Source organism: Chlamydia gallinacea 08-1274/3 (assembly GCF_000471025.2).
GTDB classification, from domain to species: domain Bacteria; phylum Chlamydiota; class Chlamydiia; order Chlamydiales; family Chlamydiaceae; genus Chlamydia; species Chlamydia gallinacea.
The window spans coordinates 183117-208460 of sequence record NZ_CP015840.1 but is presented as its reverse complement, the minus strand read 5'-3'; the positions used below and the strand labels follow the sequence as shown (position 1 = coordinate 208460).

Sequence of the window (25344 nt, the reverse complement as noted above, 5' to 3'; positions counted from 1 at the left end):
TGAAAATTATAGCAGAATTAAATTTTCCTATTTGTAAAAACAGGAGTTTAGCTAAACTATAGCTTTAGGTTTTAGTGCTGGGGTGTGGCCAAGCGGTAAGGCAGCGGTTTTTGGTACCGTGTATCGGAGGTTCGAATCCTTTCACCCCAAGTTTTCTGTTATTTCTTTTTTTATTTCACTATAGCATCATCTTTTTAGTTTGGTTACTAGAAGTAGTATTGTTTGGGAAAAGATTGACTTTTTCCTAGGTAGAGTTATAATTTTGCCTCGAAAACTGTTTGGATGCATGTCTAGACATGGCAGTCAGCGGTCCCTAGAAAAAACAACTTCCCGAGTAGGTTTGCCGAGGGTTCTTTAGCTCAAGATTAGGGAGAAAGCACATTATGGAGCTTGTAGTTACAAGTCGTGAGACTGATAAAAAATCTTTTCTTAAAAAAATTCGTCAACAGGGCGGTATTCCTGCTGTTATTTATTCTGGAGGAAAAAGTTTAGCCAATATTGTTGTTGATGCGCATGTGTTTAAGAAATTTTTATCTAGTTTAGAGAGTGGTTCGTTATCTTCTACCATTTTTTCTTTATCTTATGAGGGTCGTATAATTAAGGCTCTAGTTAAAGATATTCAATATCAAGTGACTACGTATGATGTTATTCATTTAGATTTTGAAGAACTTGTAGAAGAACGCGATGTAAAATTAAATATTCCAATTCGCTGCATTAATACGGTGGATTGTATTGGCGTGAAATTAGGGGGATCTTTAAGGCAAGTTATCCGTTATTTACGTGTTGTATGTAAGCCCAAGGATATTGTTCCATTTTTAGAATTAGATGTTCGTTCTTTAGGATTAGCACAGACTAAGAAATTGTCTGATATCGTGATTCCTCAGGGAATTCGTCCTATTACTTCTCTTAAGGAAGTTGTAGTAACAGTATCTAGAAGATAGTTTATGACGCGACTCGTTGTTGGCATAGGGAATCCTGGACGTCAGTATGCTTGGACCCGGCATAATCTGGGTTTTCTTTGTGTAGACAAATTAGTTCAGGAGTTTTCTGGTAGTCAATTTAGAGAAGCCCCAAATGTTTTTTCTGATGTTGCTCAAGTAGAATCTTCTTATGGGTCTATAATATTTATTAAACCCAGGACTTATGTAAATTTAAGTGGTCGAGCGGTTCGAGCAACTAAAGAATATTATAATATTGAAATGGACCACATTATTGTCCTAGCCGATGATGTAAACCTACCTTTTGGTGGCATTCGTTTACGACGAGATGCGGGTAGTGGAGGACATAATGGGATTAAAAGCATCACCCAAAACCTTGGATCAAATCATTATTGGCAATTACGTTTGGGGGTGGGACGTCCTAAAGAAGGAAATATGCTGTCAGACTTTGTACTCGGGCAGTTTTCTATGGAGGAGCAATTAGGAGTGCAATCTCTCTTAACTGAGATCACTACGCTATTTGTTCAATGGTGTTCTGGGGAAGAGGATCCCCAGAAAAGTAAACTACTCTAGCTATGTTTAGGAGTTTTTAATGAAAGAAAAAGCAACCCGACTTTACGAAGGGGCCTATGTATTCAGCGTTACTCTTAGTGAAGAAGCTAGGCGCAAGGCTCTAGAGAAAGTAACTTCCGGTATTATTAATTATGGTGGAGAAATTCTAAAAATTCACGATCAAGGGCGCAAGAAATTGGCGTATACTATTCGTGGAGCTCGTGAGGGTTATTATTATTTTATTTATTTTTCTGTGATTCCCGAAGCAATTGCAGAATTATGGAAGGAATATCATTTAAATGAAGATCTGTTAAGATTTATGACTCTGAAAGCAGATTCTGTGCAAGAAGTTTTGGAATTCGCATCATTACCAGAATAAGTTATTAAGGAGAAAATATGAGTAAGCCTGTTCATAATAATGAACACAGAAGGAAACGCTTTAATAAAAAATGTCCTTTTGTTTCCGCAGGTTGGAAAACCATTGATTACAAAGATACAGAAACTTTAAAAAAGTTTATTACAGAAAGAGGTAAGATTTTACCACGAAGAATTACAGGTGTCTCTTCCCGCTTCCAAGGTATGCTTACTCTAGCAATAAAAAGAGCGCGTCATATGGGGTTACTACCTTTCGTAGGAGAAGATTAATTTAGAGGAAGAAGAGCAAAATGAAACAACAACTACTTTTATTAGAGGATGTTGATGGTTTAGGCCGTAGTGGTGATATTGTCACAGCACGTCCAGGATATTTCCGCAACTATCTGATACCACAAAAAAAAGCCATTATTGCAGGAGCAGGAACTTTGCGCCTACAAGCAAAGTTAAAAGAAGAACGTATGCGCCGCGCTGCTGCAGATAGGGAAGAATCGGAAAAATTAGCAGAGACTTTAAAAAGTATTGTTCTTGAGTTCCAAGTTCGAGTAGATCCAGATAACAATATGTACGGCTCTGTTACTATTGCTGATATGATTCAAGCTGCGGCGGAAAAAGGTATTATTCTTACGCGTAAAAACTTTCCGCACTCCCACTATGCGATTAAAAATCTTGGGAAAAAAAATGTGGCTTTAAAATTAAAAGAAGATGTCTCTGCAACTTTAGTTGTTGAGGTAACTTCGGAAAGCTTTTATGCTTCTGTTCTTGATGATCAGCACCCCTCTTCAGAAGAACAAACCACAGAAGATACTCCCAGATAGATGAGGAGCAGCTTTAGAGAGGGAAATGATTTTCCCTCATCCTTTTAGTTTCGTATGCATTATTTTTCTCCTGCTAAGCTAAATCTTTTTTTAAAACTTCATGGTAAGTATAAGAATGGCTTGCATGAAATGACTTCTCGATATCAAACAATTGATTTTGGGGATGAGATTTTCTTGGAAGAGGGAGAAAAGGATGTTCTTATTTGCAATATTCCAGAGTTAAGCACACCTGAGAATATTCTTTGGAAAAGCCTTCGACTATTTCGTGAGCACACTAAGATTTCCCTTCCAGTTGTTTGGAATCTATATAAGCGCATACCCATAGGATCTGGTTTAGGAGGAGGAAGTAGCAATGCAGCTACAGCCTTATATGCGTTAAATGAGTATTTCCAAACCCAGCTTCCCCTTTCTACCTTACAGGAAATGGCAAAGACTTTAGGCATGGATGTGCCCTTGTTTTTCTCCTCAGGATCTTCCATAGGCTTAGGTTGTGGTGAAGAGATTATCCACTGGGAAGAGGAAGGGAGTTCTCCCCAACGATATGTTCTTTATTTCTCAGAACGAGGTATCTTAACAAAAGAAGCTTTTTCTTACGTGGATCCCAAAGATTTTGTAACAAGAAAACCACAAATCACAGATTATAAACATTGTAAAGATAATGATTTAGAAAAAGCAGTATTTCGCTTTCGTGTAGATTTATTGGAGAAAAAACACATGCTAGAAAGGATATGGAGTCCTTTTCCGAATCATGTGCGTATGTCTGGATCTGGAGCTACTCTATTTGTAAGCTACCCTAAAGAAATAGAAACAAATCCTCAAGTAGCCGCTGCTATCCATAAATTAATTCATGAGAGTCAGGGTATTCGTGCTGATTCCATTTATAAAACTCATGGATGGTATTTAAAGAAAGCATGATTATTTGTAAGAGCAAGAAAATAAAGTATATTCCGCAATAGAAGCAATTTTATTTGCCTCTACGGAGAGAGTGCTTTCTGCTTGAAAAACTTCATAGGGTTTTTTATTTTTTGCTTCGCACTTGCTTTTCAATACTTCTGAAGAAGCTAGAGTAATCTTTTGAAGTTTTTCTTGTACTTTTTCCGTATCGTGTTCTTTAGGTAGTGTAATTGTGTGTGGCATGACGTAACTCCCATCTTCTTCTCTTACTTAATAGAAATAAAATTTTTTTTACAATTTCTTTTCTAAATACAGAATGTGGAAATCTTGTCTTACCTAGTGCTTTGGGACAGATTTTTGTATCTTTCTTTTTACTCGATCTTTATTGCTAGGTATACATATGGGATTCATTTAGGTTATAGCATGCTTTTGCCTCAGTATTCTTCATCATTACGAACTGGAGCTACCGTACTTTTTTTCTTTTCAATAGTGCACACGTTTCTCACGCCTTGGTTTTATCAATGTTTTCGGGTGTGTAAGCATAAAAAAATGATATTTCCTGAGAAGTGGAAGAAATATTTGTGGTTGAGTGAATGTTATCGTTTGCTTAGTCGGGTGGAGACTGTCTTCATTTTATGGGCAGTCCCTCTATTTTTATGGTTTCTCTATACTGAGGGTTACAAAATGACCATCAGTTATTTTAATAGTAGGAATTACATATTTTCTTTGTTTATTATTATTATGCTGCTTCTCTTAGAGTCGCAGCCTATAGTGTATTTATCAGAATGCATTTTTTCGAGTATCGCAAAAATAGGGAAACAATCACCCCGATGTTGGTGGTGGACGCTTATGATAGCTGCTCCCCTATCTTCTGTTCTTCTTAAAGAAACGGGGGCAATGATTATAGCAACTGCATTACTTTCTAGAAGTTTTTATAGATTTGCACCTTCCACACGCTTTGCTTACGCGACTATGGGATTACTATTTTCAAATATTTCTCTCGGAGGATTAACAACAGGACTGTCTTCTCGGGCCTTGTTTATTATTCTCCCTTCAGTCAAATGGGGCAATAGCTTTATTTTAAAATACTTTTGTTGGAAAGCACTTATTGCCATGTTGATTTCTACAACTGTGTATTATTTAATTTTTAGAAAAGAATTCGCGAGATTTCCTAAAGTAGTTAACGTTCTTTCTAATGTGAAGGAGTGCATACCTAAATGGATTATTTGTATACACATTCTTCTTATAGGCGCAGTTATACTCGCGCGTTTTGTCCCCTTACTCATGGTGGCTATTCTCATATTTTATTTGGGATTTCAAAGATTTACTATTTTTTATCAACGTCCCGTGCGTATCGGGAAAGCCTGTTTCGTCGGGTTATTTTATGCAGGATTAGTGATTTTTGGTGAGCTACAAGAATGGTGGGTGCTAGAGCTCATGCATAGAATGCCAGATTTCGGTTATATGATGACTTCCTATGTTTTATCCATATTTTTAGATAATGCCTTAGTCAATTACCTTGTTCATAACCTACCCGTGGCCACAGATTGTTTTCTTTATCTTGTGATTGCGGGATGTATGTCGGCTGGAGGGCTGACACTTATTTCAAATATTCCTAATGTTGTCGGATATCTAGCTCTCCAATCATTTTTTTCCTCCTCAACATTTTCTTTAGGATGGTTATTTTTATTTGCCCTAGGCCCTTCAATCATTGCTTTAATGACATTCTGGATCCTCAAGGATGTGCCTACTTTTGTCTATTGCTTCTTTAGATGAACGTGGGGATGTAGAAGGTGTTCCGTAAACATGTACGAGAATTTGTTTGCCTAATTTTTTGTGCAAAAATTCTTGGCAATATGTTTTAAACGTCTCGTAACCCATAGTTTGTGCAGCAGAGATTTTCTCATTGTTATGAGAGAGTTGTACAGAAGGTCTTTCAAAAGCTAAGGAGAATAACATGGAACTAAGTGTTTCTAAAGACTCTGAAGGATGTGTAAGACTTTTGATATATGTAGAACGTAGATCAGAAAAATATTCGGGAGACATGCCAAATGTTTCTGGAGAATCTGCTACCTGCTGTAGAAATGCTTGGGTTTTTTCTATAAGTTCTTCTGGAGAATAGGCATCAGAACGAATATAGAATATTCCTGCAGGGCATAATAACGCTTCATGAGAACAAGCTCCTACAATATAGCCAAGTTGTTGTTCCGTACGCAAGTGAGTAAAGACTATATGGTGTAACCAAGAAAACATCATTTCGATCATTGCACGATGTTCCATGGAGGAGGAAAGTTCATCTTGAAATGCTAGTAGTACGGCATTTCCTGCTAGGGGATAGTGCATTTGAATATTTTCATAGTTCTTTTTTCTTTGGTGGTAAAAAGGCGGTGCTTCATAGGAAGAGTGAGAAGAAATAAAATCTTTAAGAGAGTCTGTAAGTTTTTGTTTATATTTTTCTACGGAAGAACCAAGAATCATGCCTTCAATGGACACTTGGTTGAACAGATTTTCTGCAAAGTCTTGAACTTCTTCAAAGTTTATTGTTTGTAGGATAGCTATCTTTTCATCATAAGCATAAACATCTTGAAGTACCTGTGTCATTAGGGTATGGATACCCGCCCGTACAGGACAGCTAGTAATTTTTTTTTGGTAGTTTTCTAACAGTTGCTGCTTATAAATCAGGAATTGTTCTTGGTTTAGCGTGGGTTGTAAAGAAGAAAGAATGGAGTTTAATAGAGCGGATATAGTTACGTTGTAACCAGAAATGCTGAGACCCAACCCCTCACCACGTAAAAATGTAGAAAAAGACAGGCCGGCTTGTGTGGCTAAATAATATTTATGCGTTAAATTTTCATTGATTGCTAGGGAATATATATCCGTCATGACTAATGAGCGGAGGTTTTTTTGGGAAATCTCCGGGGAGCGAATGCAGAGATTAATAGCAAGTTTAGGAAGAGTATAAAATTGATCTTCGCAATAATATAAGGTCATCCCAGGTTCTGTATAGGCTGGTTGAGGGGAGAAAGGAAATTGTTGGTGTGTAGGTTTTGCTGATTTCACAATCTCAACGTTTTTAGGGATATAGATATTTTCTTGAGGTAGAGATAGAGAAGAGGGGGGCGCTTGTTTATAGGCTTCTAGATGGGGAAGAAACTGCTCGTAGTATGTCATATCAAAAATCGTGTCGTAATGTTGAAGGGCTGAGGGAAAAAGTTCGAGATGTTTTGTTGATAAGATATAGCGCGCACGATAGGGGTCAGAGAGAGTATCTACGATTGTTTTCTCTTCCTCAGGAGAATATTGCGGATATACTAATGTCCGATAGGGGTAGGTCGTCAGGTCCTCATATATGAGACCAGTAATTTGGTCATATAGAGTTTTGAAGAGTTCTGTTTTGGAGCTAAAACTGTAATCTAAAGCATTTATAGCTGAGATATCCTGAAGACAATAGCTGGGTATGCCTTGCTTTTGAATTTGGTGTAGATAAGCAAAAGTTTTCTTTAGGACCTCGGAGTAATTTTTTTCACCATCGTCTGTAAGTTGGTACTCAATAATAAACTCTCCTGTTTCCCTTGAGGTTTGATAAAAATAAGATTCTGCTTTGGTAATGAGCTTTTCTTTTTTTAATAAGGAAACTAGGCTGTTAGGGCCTTCATAATTAAGAATATATGCTAGAGAGGAAAAACATCCTAAGAAGGATGGCTGGGTAGTATGAAAAGTCCAGTACATATGTAGATTTGCTGCAGGTTCTACGGCAGAATTAATATAGAGTTTCCCTGTAGAATGATTGTCCTCGATTCTACTTAGAAGAGAGGAGAGGGGGAGGGTATGTTTTTGCGAAGGAATCTGCGTAAAGAGCTTTGAGAGGAATTTTATCGCTTGGTTCAAGGGGTCTGCTGTATGAACAATAGCAATCATATTTTCTGCATAGTAGTGTCTTTGAAACCAGGCTTGCATATCTTTGGAAGAGACTTTTTCTAATGTTGTTGCGTTACCACAACCAAAGCGATTTATAGGATTTCCTTGAGGGGCAATAAGCTGTTGGATACGAAAGATGCGACGGCTATCTTTAGTTGGGTGCATAGCAAATTCTTGGTGTACAGCATGTTTTTCCTTGTCTAAAGATTCTTGAAGAAACAGAGGATGAATAAACATATGCACAAATTGGTCCATAGCTTCATGAAATGCAGAGTTGTCTATAGAAAAAAGATAGCTCGTGCTGTGGGAATTTGTAAAAGCGTTGTGCATTCCATTATTATTACTTAAAAAATGTGAAAAGCTATTGGGGGAGGGATATTTTTTATTGCCTAAGAATACGCAGTGTTCTGTTAGGTGCGCAAGTCCAGGAAATTCCTTGGGGTCAGAAGAATTACCTGTTTTTACTGCTAAAGCAGCGCCAGAAGTAGGGGATGTGGGATCAGAGATAATAAGTAATTGTAATCCATTGGGGCAGAGAATTTTAGCTATTTTTTGGTTTTCTAAGGAAGGAGAGAGAATTTTTAAAGGACATTGATCAGGAATTGTCTTTATTTTTGAATAGCAAGAAGATAGGCATAAGGAAAGCATTAGGATGCCTGTAGACCATGTTTTCCATTTCATGTCTGTAATTCCTCATATAATTGAGATAAAATTGCGAATGCTTTGTTAGATCTCAGTACGCGTTGGCTGTGCTTATCATAATTTTTTAGCTCTTCTTCAGAACATAATTCATCTAAGAAAATTTCTTCCCCAAATTTAAAACGTATGGGTGCATAGAAAATTGCTCGGTATTCTCCAATAGTATTTTCTATGGTTGGGGGAGGGGGAAGAATATCGTATGTTTTTAGAGCCAGGGGGTAGAAATGCACAGGTCTCTCAGAAGCTTTAGTTAAAATACGGAACATTTCTACGCTTTCTGGTTGAAACTCTGCAGGATATAGTAGGTCTTTTGTTGTTTTCCTATCTCTTCCTCCTGCCGGGGCCACATAAATGAACTTCCCCCCTTCATGGAGTAGGGATTTAAGAATTTTCATGCTTTTTTGATTATGATGTAGCTTTTCTTCTTTTTGTTCGGGAGGAGTATGAATATGACGTTTTGAATAGATGCACAATAAATCACATCCCATACTAAATGGCCGCGCTAGGGGATCCGAAGTTACGCGATCACCGGCAACAAAAATCATATTTTCTAGTAATTCAGGATGCGTTTTTCCTAGGGCATAGTACATTAATTGAGGATCGCACTCTGTTTGATGATTTGCTAGGAGAATGACATTGTCTTTGCGTAGGATTGCTTTTTCAATATGATCGAGTTGTTGAAGATTTTCTACTCGAGAATTCTCATCATCGATCAAAACAGAGAAAAATTCTTTTCCAAATGTAAATAAATCGATCGGATGACGAATTTTTTTGTGGTATGGAGGGAAGATAAAAGGATTTTTTAAGTCTTCAATGACGATCTTAAGCCATTGTAAGCAGAGAGCTTCTGCTTTTTCTAGAGAACATTTTTTGGTGGCTGCTTCAACATAGTTTTGATGATAAATCTGAAATTTTTGATACAAAGGCTCTGGTAATGATTGATTCCCAAAAGCCTGGGTCAAGTATGTAGAAAAATGCATAGTTATGCCTTTATAGTTCTACGCTCTCTCCCGTAACTAGCGAGAAGAATTGGTAATGGTTGAGATGAAGAGAGTCTGAAGTATTAATTTGTAATTTAGCTTTTAATTGTTTAGCTAAATTGATAAGTTCATCATCATTTTTTTCTTGTTTCATATAGCTAGCAATTTCCGGATGAACAACGAGACAGAGATGTTTGTGTTCCTTATGGTTGATAACTTTTTTCATAGCTCTTTCAATTTCAATAACTACGCTTTCTGGAGTTTTGATAATTGCATTGCCGCTGCAATAGGGGCAGGTGGTGAATAGTGTTTGCATTAAAGATTCTCGGTTTCTTTGGCGTGTCATTTCTACCAGACCAAATTCGCTCATACTTAAAATTGTGCAGCGTGCGGCATCGTATTTCATATGTTCTTTTAGACGTTCTAAAACACGACGTTGATTTTTTCGTGATTTCATATCAATGAAATCAATGATCACTAGCCCACCAATATTACGTAGACGCAACTGTCGAGCAATTTCTTCTGCAGCTTCTAGATTAATTTGTACAAGAGTTTCCTCAACACCGCTCTCTAATTGCGTGCTTCTTCCTGAGTTCACATCAATTGTGTGCATGGCTTCGGTTTTATCGAAAAAAAGATATCCACCACTAGAAAGCCAGATTTTACGTTTTGTAGCTTTATCAATCTCTTTTTCAATATTAAAGCGTTCAAACATGGGGATGGAATCGCGATAATATTCTATTTTTACCGAAGAGTCGGGGGAATATTTTTTTACCATGCGCTTACATTTTTGGTAGGTAGTATAATCATCCACTAACAGACGTTTATAGTTCTTATCAATGCAGGTAATTACCGCTTTTTTTAAAATATCCGTCTCTTCATAGAGTAAACAGGGCTGATCCGTTGCGTAGAATTTTTCTAGGATGCCTTTCCAGGTAGAAAGTAGATCATGAGCTTCATTAATTAGGGCTTCCGTGGAAGCCAAAACGCTTGCTGTGCGACAAATAAGTCCCATATCTTGAGGCATTTCAAAAGAGCGGATCAACTGTTTTAGTTGGTCTCTCATATGGGGATCTTCAATTTTTCTTGATACACCTCGATGAGGGGAGTTGGGCAATAAAACGAGATAGCGGCCGGGAATCGAGATATTGGAAGTTAATCGTGCTCCTTTTGTTCCTATGGGTTCTTTGACAACTTGCACTAGCACAGGGCTATCTAATTTAAGTAATTCTTCTATAGGGGCTTCTGCTTGCTCTTCGGAGGCTTTTGGGAGGACATCAAAGTCCATATCAAACATTTGTTCAAATTTTTTAGAATTTTCTAAAACATCAGAAATGTGGATAAAACCATTTTCTCTTTCATCAATATTGATGAAGGCAGACTGAATATTTCGCAGAATGTTTGTTACGCGTCCACGGTAAATATTTCCCTTGAGTTGCCTGACTTTTTTTCTTTCAATAATGAGGTCAAAAAGTTGGCCGTTTTTCAAATGTGCATAGCGAATTTCTTTAGATTCTATGTTTAATAAGATATCGTTTTCCATGATTATCCTTGTGCCCGTGGATTCGGCTATTGCTTGTCCAGATAGATTTTATTCAACGAGGCCTAGTCCTTATTATTAGATATTTACCGATGGGCTGCGAGGCAAATTATAGGAAAAATAGGTAAAAAATTCTACAGAAATGGCTTTTTGATGTTTTTAAATTAAAAATGATAATTTTGTTATTGTCACATAGTAGATTTAAACTATCTCTTTGTTTTCTATAATTATCTTGTTTGGTAAACTCTTGTTTTCAAATCGATAAAAGAGCAGGAGTTTGAGAATTTTTCTTATGGGATGCAAAGATGATTTAAAATTATATATTTATCGGCTAAAACTTCCTGGAGAAAAAGAAGAAATTCGCTACTCTTTAAGTCCGGACATGATTTGTGAACCTGGAGAAGAAGAACTTTTCCCTAAGGACATTCTAGTGTCGGGTAGCTTAGAAAGAATCGATCATGAACAATGGTTCCTTTTTTTAGGTGTGTCAACACAGTTAAGCTTACGTTGTTGTGTTTGCGAAAAAAAATTTTTACATCCAATCCAGTCTATAGAGATTTCTCACTTAATTTATTTTAATGATGCTAAGTCGGGAATTTTCGATTGTAAAGATTTAATTAGACAAGAGCTTCTGTTGGAAAGCGATAATTTTCAAGAGTGTGATAAAAATGGCTGTCCAGAAAGAGGGAATATCATACAGTTTTTAAAGGATAGACAGAAAGACAAAGGGAATAGTCCTTTTGATCAGTTATAATATAAAAGGTTGAAGATATGGCAGTACCACGTAATCGACATAGTAATGCACGTAAGAATATTCGCAGAAGTCATCATGCAAAAAAAGCTCAGTACACAGCTGCTTGTACTAATTGTGGACAAGCATTTCTTCCCCACACTGTGTGCGCTGCTTGTGGCTTTTATAACGGTAAAGCTGTTATGACCATAGAAAAGAAATAATAAGTACATTTGTGTTGTATGAAAGTATGCATTGGCATAGATCTCATGGGAGGAGACCGGTCTCCTCTCGTTATTTGGGAAGAGCTAATTAACGTACTACAGGCAAGAGATGCCGAACAAATTGCTTTCACAGCTTTTGCTACAAAGGAAGTGAAGGAACACATTCTTTCTTGTGGCACAAGGGAAGGTTGTCCAGAAATAGTTGAATCACAGGATTTTATTACTATGGAGGATTCCCCTTTAACTGCGATTCGTAAAAAGTCTTCTTCTATGGCTCTAGGCCTGGATTACCTGAAAGAAGGGAAAGTAGATGGGTTTATTTCTACAGGAAATACAGCAGCATTAGTTACTTTGTCTCGAAGGAAAATTCCTGTATTTCCTAAAGTACGTCGTCCAGCCTTACTTGTTCGTGTCCCTACAATGCGAGGGTGTGCAATTATATTAGATGTTGGAGCCAATGTTTCTGTGAAACCAGAGGAGATGGTGGGTTTTGCTCGTATGGGTTTAGCCTACAGACAATGTTTGGGACAGGTGAAGGAGCTACCTACTATAGGTTTATTAAACATTGGTTCTGAAGAGGGTAAGGGTACAGAAGCTCATAGACAAACATTTCGTATTCTTAGAGAAACCTTTGGAGAAGCCTTTCTTGGGAATATTGAAAGTGGTGATGTTTTTAGTGGTCGTATTGATATTGTTGTTGCCGATGGTTTTACGGGGAATATTTTCTTAAAAACTGCAGAGGGGGTTTTTGATTTTCTACGCCAAATCTTAGGAGATAAGTTGGAAACTGATGTGAAACAGCAGTTAGACCACACAATTTATCCCGGCTCCCTAGTGTGTGGATTGTCTAAATTAGTCATTAAATGCCATGGAAAAGCTTCCGGGCAATCTTTATTTAATGGAATTGCTGGATCTATAGATTTAGCTCAGGCACGCGTGTGTCAGCGTATTTTATCCAGTCTATCTTAATCCTGGAGTTACCTAGGACTATCTTTCTTTGTTGACGGTATCCTGTTGATAGTGATAAATCTGTTGAAAAGTGAATACTGCAACATCTCTGAATTAGGTTTATGATGGTCGCAAACAAGGTATCAAGATTTCAATCAGCATTTTCGCATTCTATCGTAGTTACTCTACTGGCTTCTACACATGGGCTATATGGTCATGAATTAGATTCGCAACACATAATATCTGAATTGTGTTCTTGGAGGCAAACACAATTAGAATCTGCTTCTGCAGGTATTGTAAAGAAAGATAAGCCCTCTGATTCTAAACAGGAGAGTCATGTATTTGAAGAGAAGTCTGTGTTGGAGAACTTATCTTCATGTGCTGTTCATAATTTATCTTTTTCTGAGGTGTCTCAAGGGCAATATTGGACGAAACAAAGCACATGTTTCCGTGTAGGGGAACTTTTCTCATGGACGAATATTCATGCGACTTTGCCTTCCTCTTCGACTGTTGTTGTCCCATTACAGCAAGATGAGGGGGAGAAATCAGCTCACAATTATGCGTTCAAGGATGCGAGTCATGGGTTAGCTTTTTGTTATACATACTCCTCCCAAGAAACTGAGCAAGAAATAGGAAAGTTAGGGTGTATAGGCCTTGCGTTTTTAGGAGATGGAGAGAAATCGGGTTTCTCTTTTTCTTTACTAAAATCCTATAGCGGGGGAGCAGCGATTTATTCTGATAAAGATGTTGTTTTTGAAAATTTTAAAGAAAAGCTTGTTTTTGATGGATGTGAGTCTCAAATGAGTGGGGGAGGTGTTGCAGCACAAAGTGTCGTTGTCAATAATTGCTGTGATGTATCTTTGGTCCATTGTAAGTCGCAAGTCGATCTGCTTTCTTCTGGTCAAGAAACAGATTTATCACAAGGTGGTGGGGCTTATTGTGCAGGTTATTCTCAAAAAGCGTCCCCGAAGTCTTGTTTTCCGAGTGGTTCTCTTATTTTTGTAGGTAATTATGGAGCTCTTTTAGTCGAGGGCAACCAGGCAGATAAAGCAAATGGAGGAGCTTTAGCTTGTAGTCATTTTACTTACTCGGAGAATCTTGGAAATACTCTTTATACAAAAAATCAAGCTCTTTCTGGGGGGGCTATCGCATCATCTCAGGCCATTCATGTCTATGGAAATACAGGGGCCCTAGAGTTTATAGAGAATGCAGCGTTAATTTCTACATCAAGTGCTTCTATATTAGGTGGGGGCGCTTTAGCCTCAGGAGAAGAGATCCATTTCTTTAATAACAATCGGGTATATTGTTACAAAAATTCTTCTCAATCTCATGGAGGGGGCTTTGTTTCTAAACATATCAAGCTCACAGAGAATGTGGGGGATTCAATATTCAAGTTAAATTCTGCGAATCTATCAGGAGGAGCTATTAGTTCCAGAAATACTGTAGAGATAAAGAACAATTTTGGGTCCCTAATTTTTGAACAAAACAAGGCACGCTATGGTGGAGGAGCCATTCACTGTTATTCTTCAGAAGAATCACAGGCATATGGTGAGATTAAAATTCTAGATAATTCTGGAGATATATGTTTTGTGTCGAATATAAATACGTTAGATTCTGATTCTATACACAATTCTATAGGTGGGGGCGCTCTTTACGGAAATAGTGTCATTCTTTCTGGTAATCAGGGGGCGGTTTCTTTTTCTAAGAATTCTATTACTCAGTGTACATCCCCGAGTACCTATCTTGGTGGAGGGGCCATTTTTGCACATCACGATGTCGTGATTTCCAATAATTCTGGTTCCGTAGGATTTTTTTATAATCAGGGCAAAACCCAAACTCCTTCCCAATCACCTGCATCTGAGGTTGCAGAAGCGTCTCCAATTCAAATGGATGCAAAAATTTCAGGTGTTTCTTTAGTTTCAGCTTATGCAGGTCCTTTAGAATGTGCAAGAGTTATGGATGCTAAGAAGGGAGAACCTTCTGAATCAAGTAAGGAAGCTTTGCAACCCCTAGATTTGGTGGTTCGAGGTGGTGGAGCCATTTTTGCAAAGAAAATCGTTATCCAAAATAACTCTAAAGAAGTTACGTTTTCTGACAACAGTATGTACGTTCAAGACAACGACATACAAAAATTCCGTACTTTAGGTGGAGGAGCTTTATTCGGTATGGATGAAGTTCACATTGGGAATAATGTGAATCTCATCTTTTCCAATAATTATGTATGTGGAGAAACAGGAAGTGGTGGAGCCATTTTATCTCAATCTGTAGATCTCTCTAAAAACCAGGGAATAGAATTTCTACGTAATACTTCTCTGGATTTAGGTGGAGCTGTGTGTGCCTTACACGGTGCATTAAATGTAAGTGATAATGCACGCGATGTGTCCTTTATTTCTAACAAAACCAAGGTTGCTGGAGGAGCTCTTGCCAGTGCTGGGGGACATGTTTTTCTACGTAAGAATCATGGGATTATAGAATTTAAAAATAATGGGATGTTACGACCTTCTGAAAATACAGAAAACTACAGTGGTGGTGGAGCCATTTTTGCTAAACAGGGAGTAGATATTCGAGAAAATATCCAGTCTATTTCTTTTTCAGGAAATAGTGCAGGAAATTTTGGAGGGGCGATTTTAACTGGATGGATGGAAGCACATCAAGAAGAGCAAGGACAGGTTGTTACAGTTTCAGGGAATAATTCCAAAGTAGTCATTGAAGAAAATTTAGGTGATGTTATTTTTTCTGGAAATAGCATTTTGGACCAGAATGATTCTGTTTCTAGGTATGGTGGAGGTGCTATTTGCACGCAAGATTTAATTATTCAGAAGAACTCAGGTTTAGTTGCTTTTTATAGTAACTGTGCCCCCACAGGTGGTGCTGTTCGAATTTGTGAAAAGGGGAAGGTAACTTTAGAAGCCTATGGAGGGGATATTCTTTTCCAAGGCAATATCAATTCAATAGGTCTTTCCGATGGTTTATATTTTGAAGGAAAAGAATCTTCTTTGTTAGAAATATCTGCCTCTAAGGATCGTTGTATAGAGTTTTCTGATGCGATTATTTTTGAAGATCTCACTTTGAGAAGGGCCCATGTAGACTATACGGATTTCTTAAAAGATCCTACCTTGAGATTCAATAAGAAAACACCCGAAGGTTCTACAGAGCACACAGGAATTGTACGTTTTTCGTCTTCTACATCGAAAATTCCTCAAGTAGCTGTATTAGAGTCGGGTACGTTAGCTTTGTCAAATCAAGCCCAATTATGGCTATGTGGATTAAAGCAAGAGGGAGGAAGTAAAATTTTGCTAGCTTCAGGTACTGTATTAGGGGTTTTCCATCCTTATGGGAAAAGCGAAAATTTACATGAAGAGAGGAAGGTCAATTCCTCAATACAATCTTGCTATTCTATGGATATTGCTGATGAAAACACCCCACTTCCTAAAGAAAAGCTATTGCTGGATGTCCGTTCTTTTGATGTTGACCTCGCCTCTTTTGCTTCAGAACCTGGCATCACGCCCATACCTCCACAAATTGTTATTCCTGAGGGAACGACACTAGACTCTAATGTTTTAGACCTAACTCTTATAGATACAGAAGGCAAAGGTTATGAGAACCATGCATTACTCAATAGAGAAACAAATATTGCTTTAATTACTTTTAAGACATCTTTAGAAGACTCTAAAGATGCGAATCACATTTTAGATTCTTTAAAAATTCATGTTTCTGTTCCTGTGATTACGGAATCTACGTATGGGCATACAGGACACTGGTCAGATCCTCAAGTAGTCGATGGGAAGTTAATGATCAATTGGAAACCTACAGGATATAAATTAAATCCAGAGAAAGGGGGAGCTATTGTTTTAAACACCTTATGGGGGCAGTATGAGATTTTACGTGCTTTGAAACAACAGCAAATCTCGCATAACATTACTTTACAAAGAATGGAGATGGACTACTCAACGAATATATGGGGAGCTGCCTTGGGAACCTTCTTGAACTGTGCAACAATAGCGCAAATTGATGGTTTTAACCATTGCTCGGGTGGTTATGCGTTAGGGTTGGATACGCAACTCATCGAAGATTTCTTAATTGGAGGAAGTTTTGCTCAATTTTTTGGTTATACGGATAGTCAGTCTTATGTATCTCGGAGTGAGCAAAGCGGTTATTTAGGGTCTGCTTATATGAGTATTTTTGCGGGTTCTTGGTTGTTTAAGGGAATGTTTGTTTATAGCAATATGCATAATCATTTAACAACTACATATTCTGCAGATTTAGGCAAATCCCAAGGATCATGGAATAGTCGAGGGATATTAGCAGATACTCAGGTGAATTATCGCTATATTCTTAACCCCCGTAGGTTATTTTCGTCTTTAGTATCTGCTTTTATTCCTTTTACAGGAGCTGAATATTCTTATTTAGAATTACCAGCATTTACTGAAGTAGGTAGCGAGGCCAGAGTATTCTCTGAGGGGAATTTACAAAATGTTTCCATCCCTATAGGAATATCTTTGGAACATAATTATTCCAAAGGACAACGTTCTGAGGTAAATAGTTTGCGCTTTTCCTATGCTTTGGATGTGTATCGTAAACAATCACACATTTTGATTAATTTGCCTGCGGCTTCCTATTCTTGGGAGGGGGGCGGATCCAATTTATCTAGAAAGTCTATGAAGGCGCAATTTAATAATGATACGGAATGGAATTCTTATTTCAGTACATTTTTAGGGATGTCTTATGAGTGGAGAGAACACACCGTGGCTTATGGCATAAATGGAGGGGCACGTTTAATTTTCTAGAAATTTTTCTTCTAGATAACATACAGGTAGTTTACGTGATCGTGAAAACTACCTGTATATAATCTACATAAGTGGTACTTTCTCTCTAATGCTCTACTAAGAGGGTTTCTTTATTAATTTATAGTTTCAAGAACACCTTCGCGTATGAGTAAGTAAATGATAGCCATCCGGCATGGCTTATAGTCATTTTCTTCTGGGAAGAATGCTTCCATGACATCAGCTACATGATGTGTAGATAGCCTGCGTTCTAAGTCTAATAGTATTAATTGCATTAAAGTGTTTTGTTGCTCTTGAGAAGCTTGTAGCGCTTGATCAAGAATATAGTCTACCATGGCGTTCGCACATTCAGAATACTGTGTTACGAATTTATAATAAGCGTCTGCTAATTGGCTGCGGTATTCTGATAACCTTTGTGTATAGGGGTCAATAAATCCTGGTTCTAAACCAAGTTGAGACTGATAAACAAGCTTAAAGGCTGTCTCTATGTGCCATTGTGGTTCTGTGTGATATAGTTCGTGAACTAGGTGATGTTTGAATTGTTGTACCCAGGTGAGAATAAGTTCTCTTCCTTGAGTGCTTGAGTTCATATGGAGTTCTAACTGGGCATTTGTTTCTGTAATCCAGGTTGGGGCACAGCGATCACTATAAGAGGCAATATTGCTTAGAACAAGTTGTTTATGTTCATTGGATATATCGTTTCTTAACATAAATTCATATAGTAAGTGCATACTGGCACGAGCTGATGCTTCAGCTTCAGCACTCTGAATTAAAGAGTCTGCTCTACTAGATAAACGATTGAGTATGTGCTGCATGCTCCACGTAGTTTTATTTGTGTGTCCACAAAGATTTTGAATTAAAGTTACAAGTCTAGGTTTAAAATCACTCCAGGGGGGGTGGGGTTGTGCCAAGGCCTGTAATAATGCATTTGTTGAGGGAGTGAGATGGATGTTATCTAGTCTTGTTATTAATGGCTGTGCAAATTTCTGCCGTAATAAAGAAATATAACCTCGGACTTCACTAGAATTGGCGTCTGAAGAAAGCGGAGGAAGCAAATGGTGTATCATAAGTCCAGAACACGCTAGCTCTTCTTCTGGAGAGGAAATAGCATACTCTCTTTCAAGGAAAGATAAAGCAAGCATTTCATCATATATTATAGGAAGTAAGCATTCGGGTATTTGTTCACAATTGGGTAGGTGTTGGTAAATATTGTTCAGCATCTCTATTTTTAGGCGTGAGGGGAGAGATGCTTTTGTAAGCAGTGATAATAGGCCACCTAAGTAGGCTCGAGCTGTTTGTTGTGTCTCAGGGTCTAATAGGGATGAACCCGCTTCAGGATCAGCTATTTTCGCAATAAACGTTTTTAATTTTTGTGCTTGCTGCTCTCCTAACATTAAGACGGCGTATTGATGTAACGTAGTTAAGAAGTCCCAATCCTCTGGGGCAGAGGAAAGGAGTTGATCGGTAAATTGTTTCTGCCAAATAGAGGGATCCTCGTTTAAAGCAGCTTCCACAGTTTTTTGTGAGGAAGTTGGAGCAGAAGAGGGTGGGTACGCAGGAGACTGACCTTCCTCTTCTTCGGAGGAGGTGGCCTCTAATGATTGTTCTTCATCACTTGCCAATAGGGGAATGTGAATTATGTCATCCATAGATGGTGGAACTGGATAGAAAAGAGAGGCAGGTAGATTGAATAGGGCTTCTTCAGAGAAATTTGGATCTTGTAATTCTTCTACGTGGCTACCTAGAGCTATAGCTTTTACATCGATACGATCTAGGGGGAAATTGTGAAAGTAAAGCTCAAAGAAATCCTTAAGAGTCAGTTCTACACTAGATTCTCTAACTACTTCCTGAGGAGGTTGAATAAGGGATTCTTGGTAAGGAGGGGGGAGTGAGTCGGAAGGAGTCTCGATCTTAAGTAGTGGAGATGGCTGAATTTGGTGCGGCTTACAGAGGCAGAGTCCAAAAAGCATGACTAGTTTAACAGGAAGTAGAAGAATCGAGATAGCAACAGAAAGAAGAGCCGACACGATAGATATAGTAGCTACCCAACCTGGATGTGTAGTAGAGGGCGTCTGGAGACAGCAACAAGAGCTCAGGATACCTCTAATTTTATTGTGTAAGGAAGTGAAAGAAGTGACGCGATAGAACCCTATCAAAGGATGTTGTGCTCTCAGGGAAAGCTGTGCACCAGGATTATAATCGAGTGACATTTAAAAAATTAACTATAGGATTTATAAATTAAAATACTATTATTTTATACTGTGATTTATTAAAAATCAAATTATCCAAAATCGGATCACATCAAAAGGTTGTTGCAAATTCTTTATAAGATAAAAATCTCCCATTTATAAATGTTTGTAAGATCTTATAAAGAAAAAGCTTCTTTCGTCTTTTGGTAAAGTAGTCTTTTAAGTGAACCGGTACGGCACCCTCTTTTTGCCTTTGGTTATTTATTTCCCTAGGCTATCGGTTTGGGTTCACTTCGCTTACTCATTTTGCGCCTATGTCTATGGTTTAGAAGGCATTGCGGCTAATTCAAGTGATGGGTCAAATCTTAAATTTTTTGTTGCTTTTTCTTCAAGAGAGTCTGGTTTGTAACACAAATAAATTACTTGTATTTTAAATCTTCCAGTAGCTTACTTTTCCTAAGTTAATTGTTTTAAAGTGAATGACATATGACAACAAGTATCAATCCCCCCCCCCCCCAGAAGTATTTCATAGTTCACCTTGTACTGTAATGGCGAGGGCACAACTTATTGCTTTAACTATTACATGTTTATTAGGAACAGTGCTGTTCTCTTTGTTATTGACTGCTTATTTTGCATTTTCTACATCTGGGCCGCTCTCTTGCATTCTTATTTTTTCTATGGTGGTTAGTGTAGTTTTATTGGGCATTGCATTGATTTCAATTTGTAGGAAGAATGTAGGTGCAGAACGACTGGTAGAAGAAAATCGAAAATTACAGGGAGCTCTTAGAAAAGAGAGCATGATGTTAAAAGAAACGCAAGCAGCACTTGTAGACAAGGAAGCGTGTATTCATGAATTAGCAGAGATGCTTGAAAGGAATCAGAAAAAACTGCAGGAAGTGGAAGAGAAACATGAAAAAGATAGACAACAATCTGGGGAACTTCGTCGACTTTACCAAGATTCTCGAGTCTTAGCATCTGAGCTGGAAACTCAATGTGCTCTGATGTCACAAACAGGATTAAACCTTGCAGAACAACTGCAAGACCTTCAAATTCAGCAGGCAGTAACTTTAATGGAAAGAGGAGTAGCAGAAAAAGAGTGTGGTAATCTTAAAAGTAAACTTGATTTCCTTCAAGAAAAGTTAGAAGCACTTGTTTGCCAGAAGAGCTTGTTAGAGAACACAATACAGGAGCAGGAAGATCTGCACGAGGGTGCCAGTACACCTGAAGGTGAGACGGTAGAGGTTGCTCAGGGAGAACAGGGGGAGGTAGCGGAATCTCAAGAAGGAAATAACGATTTGGGCTAGTAAAAAGCTTTCTAATGAAGTGGGGTAAATAACGAGATTTTACAAGAAATTAAAAGTATTTGTATTTGCTTTTAGTCATCCGAGTGTTTATAAGTACTTGAATACCGGTGGTAGGATAGCGTTAGTTTGTCTATTTCATTAGAGGTCTCCTGATTTTCAAGTTTATTTACAGGAGACCAAGTTTCTAATGCTTCTTTTTTTCTTAGGCTGTGACTTTTGTTGTGGTTTAGGAATATTTTCTACATGTATCCAGTTTAATGAAAATAAAAGTGATTATTTTATTCTTTTTCTAAGATGTTTTTATTTATTCTTAGACTTTTTAAGTTCACGCTCTTTTAATTTCAAGAGAATGGTTTGAGGACAAGAGTTCTTTAATAGGAGTTGTTATTTTCCCAAGCTATTCTTTAGTGTCTAATTATCACCCGACGCTAATGTAGTTGGATAGTCACATCCAATTAATTGAATGCAATATTCTTTTGCAATTTTAATTCTAACATCTATTGTCGTAAAACTATTTAGGGTACCCCAATTGGTTAGGACCATATTTTTCTTATAAACAAATTATCTCCATATGGCCAGAATTAAAGAAATCCAGTTTTCCTTGGGTACTCTAGATGATAACGAAAGAGTAAGAACTTTGTCTGTCAAAACAGAAAGTGGGGATTTTAAACGAGATGTATAGCAGTTCTCAAAGTTGTTTATAATTATAAAGAGTGGATGAAAAATGATCTTAATTCAATGTTCTAAGAAAAAAAGAATTTTTTTAATTTTTTTCTAGGAGATAACTAATCGTTTTTAAAAAGTCATTTAAAATTAAAGGTAAGTGGATTATTTTATTGTGTCTTTGGACTTACTTTTATTTTGAGTCGATACCATGGCTTCTCCTACTTTAGAGAGTGTAAATAGAATACAACTAGTACCGGAGTCGCATGTAAGTGCAAAGAAAATTAAGGTTGTGTTGATCACTTCTGTCATTGGGCTGACTCTTGGCCTTTCGGTATTAGCCATTGGCATTTCTTTGGTAGTGGTTTTCGGTTCTCAATTTTCCTCGGCATTTTATGTGCTGATGGGATTTGTGCTATTTAGTATTGCCTTGCTTTTAGTTCTTAACAGTACTTACAGTCGGCTTCTTTATAAATTGCTGCGGTTACAACTTCGAGAATCTACTTCGGCCTCCCATTTGCAACAAATGCTTCTTGAAAAAGAGCAAGAGCTAAATAATTTGCATACACATTGTGCTCAAGAAGTAAAGAAATTACGAGACGTTTTAGAAGAAAAGAGCGATGAGTTAGAAAAGATCCTCGCTTTAAGCCAAGTCGCTACTGATGAGAAAATGCAGATGGAGGTAGCAGTAAATAAGTTACGTGCTGAAGTTATAAACTATAAGAAGGAATATTCGCATCAAATAGCAGCTTTAAATGTTGTTCTTAAGAGTTCGCAAGAAAGTTACGAACTTTTATTTTCCGATGCTATGGTACTTAAACAATCTCTGGATTTGGAAAAAGGAACAACGAGCAGTTTACAGTCGCAATTGCACATAGTGATGGATGAATTAGAACTTACAAAGGGAGTGGTAAAATCTCAAGAAGAAGAGCTTGTTAAGCTCACAGAGAAAAAACAGGAATTAGAGAAAGAAATTTCTAGTTTGCAAAAATTTATCAGTGACAAGGTAACAAGTAAAGATAGTACAAGTTAGGAATATTAATAGTTTAGACTTTGTATGAAGATTTTTCCTTTGTGTTTTGAAAAAACAACATCACATTCTCCGGTAAAAAATAGAATTCTTCAATGCATTACTGCTATCGTTGCAATTATTGTGCCGATATTTGTTTTAATTATTAGTATTATAGGTTGTTTTGTTTCTTCTCAATTTTTTTTAAGTAATTTGATATTGAATACAGTTATGTCTCTTGTGCTGTTCATATTGGGGCTTAATTATTTAATTGATCAGCATAGGTTTTCAGATGATGGTAAGCGATTTTCTCGAGAGATAGCCTCACGGGATCGGGAGATTGTCATTCGGAATCAGGAGATAGAATCTCTAAAAGAACACGCTCTTAGATATCAAGCTCAGATAGTTGACTTAGAGACAGAGACTACTCGTTTAAACAAATATGTGAGTGTTCTGGAGAAAGAGAACACCATTTATGCTCAAAAGTATTTCGCAGAATTGGAGTCTCGAGAGCAATATGAGAAGCATGTTTGCCTCTTGTCTAAGAGATTGCAAGACACTATTCGTTTCTATAATCGAAGAAGAACTTAAATGGTTCTGTCTTCTTCTTTTGCTCTTTTTAGGGAAAGATGGAACCCGTCTTTAGATTTTGAGAGCATTTAGTTTGGACATCGCTTTTTGTTAGTTTTTATGATTTGTTGCTGTTGATTCTATTGATTATTGGATTTGCCTAGAAATTTCATTCATGTTTAGATTTTTTGTTTTTGATTTTTCTTTGGAGTTAAAGATGTTATTGACGAATTGTTTGAGTTGTGGAGTTAAGGGTTCGCCTTCTGGTGTGGAGGAATTGCGACCGTTGAGGGTTGCGAGTATATTGAGTGTGGTGTTGGGGATTCTCGCTCTAGTCGGGGGGGGGGGGGTTAGTTGCCTCCTGTTTGTTTGGGGTTGAGTTGGGTATTTTTACCTCATTGTTAGTTTTATGTGTTACATTGAGTTTGGGGTTACTTTTTCTTTTTGTTGGTTTGAATTGTTTAGTTTGTCGTTCTTTAGTTTTGAAGTCTAGGTCGGTTCCTGTTTTGTGTGATCAGGAAGTTCTTTCTTTGGAGCGTTTAGTGTCGGAGAATCGTGCTTCTGCGGAGGCTGCGGAGAGGGAGGTGTCTTCTGAGTTAGAGAAACTGCTTAATACTCAAAGGAGGTACGAGGATCTTTTACGATCTAGGGAGGGGGAAAGAGAGTATTTTCTTCAAGCTAGAGAAAAGTTATTAGAAGCTCAGAATCGAGTGAAGAGCTGGGGTTCTCAGGAAGAGGGTTGGGGTTCTCAAGGTAAGGGCCTTAGTAAGGTGACTTCATTGTTTAGTAAAGGGACGCAATCTCCTCTTCCTGTATTAGAATCGCGTCTTTCAGAATTTCTTTCTGCTGTGGATAGCTGTGATAGTTTTGTTCAACAGTTGGGTGGGTCTCTTCCTAAAGTTGATGGGTTGAAGTCTGCGTTGAAGAAGCTCTCTGAGTATACGCAGAAATATCTGGAGAGTAGTAAGCGCTTATGTGGGTATTTGAAGAGGCAGGTGGTTGCGGATCAAGATAAGATAAAAAATCTACAGGAGAAGATAGTAGATTTAGAGAGTCAGCTTTCGGATTTGCGTATTGATAAGACTACTAAAGAGGAGACGATAGCAGTTTTACAGAAGCAATTAGAAGATCTTAAGAAAGCTCGGAAGGATTTAGAGGAAGCGCAAGCAAAGAGGTTGTCGGAGGTTGTGAAACAGAAAGAAGAGGTAGTGGCTTATTTGACTAAATCCTTATCTAAGTTGCAGCAAGAGAAAGCGGAGGGAGAGCTGCAGAAGGCATTGACTCAGACTCAGCAGCAGCTTATGCAGGAGCAAGAGGAGGTAGCTAAATTACGAGAATCTCTTTCAGCTGAAGAGGCTAAGGTTCGTGTTTCAGCGCAAGAACAACAGAGTTTAAGAGAGCAGTTAGACAAGGTTTCTGCGGATCTTTCAGCATTGAGTAATAAATTGGCGGGTTATGATTCTCTTGCCTTGCAGAAGACGAACCTTGAGAGTAGTTTACAGGCGGAGAAGCGTGCTTTGGAATTAGAGAAGACTCGCCGAGAGCAGCTTATGCGTCAATATGAGTCCTTTAAGGAGAGCAAAGATACGGAATTAAGCTTACAGGCGCAGAAGTTAGGGGAGTTGCAGACGCAATTAAATGCTTCGAAAGAAGATAATGGGAAGTTGCGACGAACGCTAGAGCTATACGAACGTTTGTTACGTAGTTTTGAAAGTAAGTTGGAGAAGAAGAAGCATAAAGATTTAGAAGAGTTTAAGACGACGAAAGAGCGTTTGACGAGCTATCAGGTTTATACGAGAGAGCAAATATTACAAGGAGCGGATCAGGAACTCTTTGACAAGCTGGAGAGCCAGAGACGGGAATTGGAGACTCGAGCTGCCCAACTTCGTGATTTGAGCTTGAGTAATGATGCGCTTCAGGCTCGTGTAAGGAATTTAGAGTCGCAAGTAGGGAACATGACGCAGGCGTTACGGACTCAACAAGAGCAATTGAGTGAGAAAGAATCGAAGATAGCGGAATTACAAGAGAAGCTCCTTGAGGAATCGAAGAAATCCTCGTCAGCGAATGCTTTGGTGCAAGCGATGACGATGAGTATGTCAGCGGAAGGAAGGCAAAGAGTGTTAGCGATAACATCTCCAGGAACACCTTCTACTGAAACTAAATCTGAAGAAGAAGATGAAATAGATTAAGGATTAGTTTTGGACGATATCTG

The 25344-nt window shown here is 37.9% G+C and carries 20 protein-coding genes and 1 tRNA gene; 16 read left to right on the top strand and 5 right to left on the bottom strand.

The features are described 5' to 3' along the window. Positions 1–78: 78 nt before the first annotated feature. The 7 genes from M787_RS00925 to ispE all read left to right on the top strand — a co-directional run bounded on the left by M787_RS00925 (position 79) and on the right by ispE (position 3595). Positions 79–150 (top strand) — tRNA-Gln (locus tag M787_RS00925). Between the two features lie 233 nt (positions 151–383). Next, positions 384–941, top strand: a complete 558-nt coding sequence (locus tag M787_RS00920; RefSeq protein ID WP_021828592.1) for a 50S ribosomal protein L25/general stress protein Ctc — start codon at positions 384–386, stop codon at positions 939–941. Positions 942–944: 3 nt separating this feature from the next. After that, the gene (pth, locus tag M787_RS00915) at positions 945–1511 is read left to right on the top strand and encodes an aminoacyl-tRNA hydrolase (protein WP_021828591.1); all 567 of its coding nucleotides are present in this window, start codon (positions 945–947) and stop codon (positions 1509–1511) included. Between the two features lie 19 nt (positions 1512–1530). After that, positions 1531–1869: a 30S ribosomal protein S6 gene (rpsF, locus tag M787_RS00910; protein ID WP_021828590.1), complete on the top strand. Its 339-nt coding sequence runs from the start codon at positions 1531–1533 to the stop codon at positions 1867–1869. Positions 1870–1886: 17 nt separating this feature from the next. Further along, the gene (gene rpsR, locus M787_RS00905) at positions 1887–2135 is read left to right on the top strand and encodes a 30S ribosomal protein S18 (protein ID WP_020356504.1); all 249 of its coding nucleotides are present in this window, start codon (positions 1887–1889) and stop codon (positions 2133–2135) included. A 20-nt stretch (positions 2136–2155) separates the two neighbouring features. Next, a complete protein-coding gene (gene rplI, locus M787_RS00900) occupies positions 2156–2680 on the top strand; it encodes a 50S ribosomal protein L9 (protein WP_021828589.1) in 525 nt (174 codons plus the stop codon). A 54-nt stretch (positions 2681–2734) separates the two neighbouring features. Further along, positions 2735–3595: a 4-(cytidine 5'-diphospho)-2-C-methyl-D-erythritol kinase gene (gene ispE / locus M787_RS00895; RefSeq protein ID WP_021828588.1), complete on the top strand. Its 861-nt coding sequence runs from the start codon at positions 2735–2737 to the stop codon at positions 3593–3595. Here the strand turns inward: ispE and rbp7 are convergent, their stop codons facing one another. Then, positions 3596–3817: a reticulate body protein Rbp-7 gene (gene rbp7 / locus M787_RS00890; RefSeq protein WP_021828587.1), complete on the bottom strand. Its 222-nt coding sequence runs from the start codon at positions 3815–3817 to the stop codon at positions 3596–3598. It abuts the gene before it with no gap. A gap of 180 nt (positions 3818–3997) precedes the next feature. On the opposite strand from rbp7, the gene M787_RS00885 reads away from it, so the two are divergent. After that, entirely contained in the window at positions 3998–5350 is a 1353-nt protein-coding gene (locus M787_RS00885; protein ID WP_021828586.1) for a putative Na+/H+ antiporter, read from the top strand. Here the strand turns inward: M787_RS00885 and M787_RS00880 are convergent. From M787_RS00880 to M787_RS00870, 3 genes are read right to left on the bottom strand one after another with little or no spacing between them, the layout of a single operon-like run. After that, the gene (locus M787_RS00880; RefSeq protein WP_021828585.1) at positions 5291–8173 is read right to left on the bottom strand and encodes an insulinase family protein; all 2883 of its coding nucleotides are present in this window, start codon (positions 8171–8173) and stop codon (positions 5291–5293) included. The two genes, M787_RS00885 and M787_RS00880, sit on opposite strands and share 60 nt — an antisense overlap. Beyond that, a complete protein-coding gene (locus M787_RS00875) occupies positions 8170–9171 on the bottom strand; it encodes a 1-acyl-sn-glycerol-3-phosphate acyltransferase (protein WP_021828584.1) in 1002 nt (333 codons plus the stop codon). Before M787_RS00875 ends, M787_RS00880 begins: the two co-directional genes overlap by 4 nt. Before the next feature lie 10 nt (positions 9172–9181). Beyond that, the gene (locus M787_RS00870; RefSeq protein ID WP_021828583.1) at positions 9182–10714 is read right to left on the bottom strand and encodes an Rne/Rng family ribonuclease; all 1533 of its coding nucleotides are present in this window, start codon (positions 10712–10714) and stop codon (positions 9182–9184) included. A gap of 289 nt (positions 10715–11003) precedes the next feature. Between M787_RS00870 and M787_RS00865 the strand changes: the two genes are divergently transcribed. From M787_RS00865 to M787_RS00850, 4 genes are all read left to right on the top strand, one after another. Next, complete coding sequence (locus M787_RS00865; RefSeq protein ID WP_021828582.1) at positions 11004–11465, top strand: DUF177 domain-containing protein; 462 nt, start codon at positions 11004–11006, stop codon at positions 11463–11465. A 17-nt stretch (positions 11466–11482) separates the two neighbouring features. Continuing rightward, on the top strand, positions 11483–11665 hold the full coding sequence (gene rpmF, locus M787_RS00860; protein WP_021828581.1) for a 50S ribosomal protein L32: 183 nt from the start codon (positions 11483–11485) through the stop codon (positions 11663–11665). An 18-nt stretch (positions 11666–11683) separates the two neighbouring features. Beyond that, positions 11684–12634, top strand: a complete 951-nt coding sequence (gene plsX / locus M787_RS00855) for a phosphate acyltransferase PlsX (RefSeq protein ID WP_021828580.1) — start codon at positions 11684–11686, stop codon at positions 12632–12634. 104 nt (positions 12635–12738) lie between these two features. Further along, positions 12739–17400 (top strand): autotransporter domain-containing protein, encoded by a 4662-nt coding sequence (locus tag M787_RS00850; protein ID WP_021828579.1) that lies wholly within the window; start codon positions 12739–12741, stop codon positions 17398–17400. Positions 17401–17513: 113 nt separating this feature from the next. Here M787_RS00850 and M787_RS00845 read toward each other — a convergent pair whose 3' ends face one another. Next, entirely contained in the window at positions 17514–19607 is a 2094-nt protein-coding gene (locus M787_RS00845) for a DUF1539 domain-containing protein (protein ID WP_021828578.1), read from the bottom strand. 458 nt (positions 19608–20065) lie between these two features. On the opposite strand from M787_RS00845, the gene M787_RS00840 reads away from it, so the two are divergent. The 4 genes from M787_RS00840 to M787_RS00820 all read left to right on the top strand — a co-directional run bounded on the left by M787_RS00840 (position 20066) and on the right by M787_RS00820 (position 25321). After that, a complete protein-coding gene (locus M787_RS00840) occupies positions 20066–20890 on the top strand; it encodes a hypothetical protein (RefSeq protein ID WP_021828577.1) in 825 nt (274 codons plus the stop codon). A gap of 874 nt (positions 20891–21764) precedes the next feature. Beyond that, the gene (locus M787_RS00835) at positions 21765–22586 is read left to right on the top strand and encodes a hypothetical protein (RefSeq protein ID WP_021828576.1); all 822 of its coding nucleotides are present in this window, start codon (positions 21765–21767) and stop codon (positions 22584–22586) included. A 24-nt stretch (positions 22587–22610) separates the two neighbouring features. Further along, positions 22611–23153 (top strand): hypothetical protein, encoded by a 543-nt coding sequence (locus tag M787_RS00830; protein ID WP_021828575.1) that lies wholly within the window; start codon positions 22611–22613, stop codon positions 23151–23153. A 344-nt stretch (positions 23154–23497) separates the two neighbouring features. Continuing rightward, the gene (locus M787_RS00820) at positions 23498–25321 is read left to right on the top strand and encodes a coiled-coil domain-containing protein (RefSeq protein WP_021828573.1); all 1824 of its coding nucleotides are present in this window, start codon (positions 23498–23500) and stop codon (positions 25319–25321) included. Positions 25322–25344 lie beyond the last annotated feature (23 nt).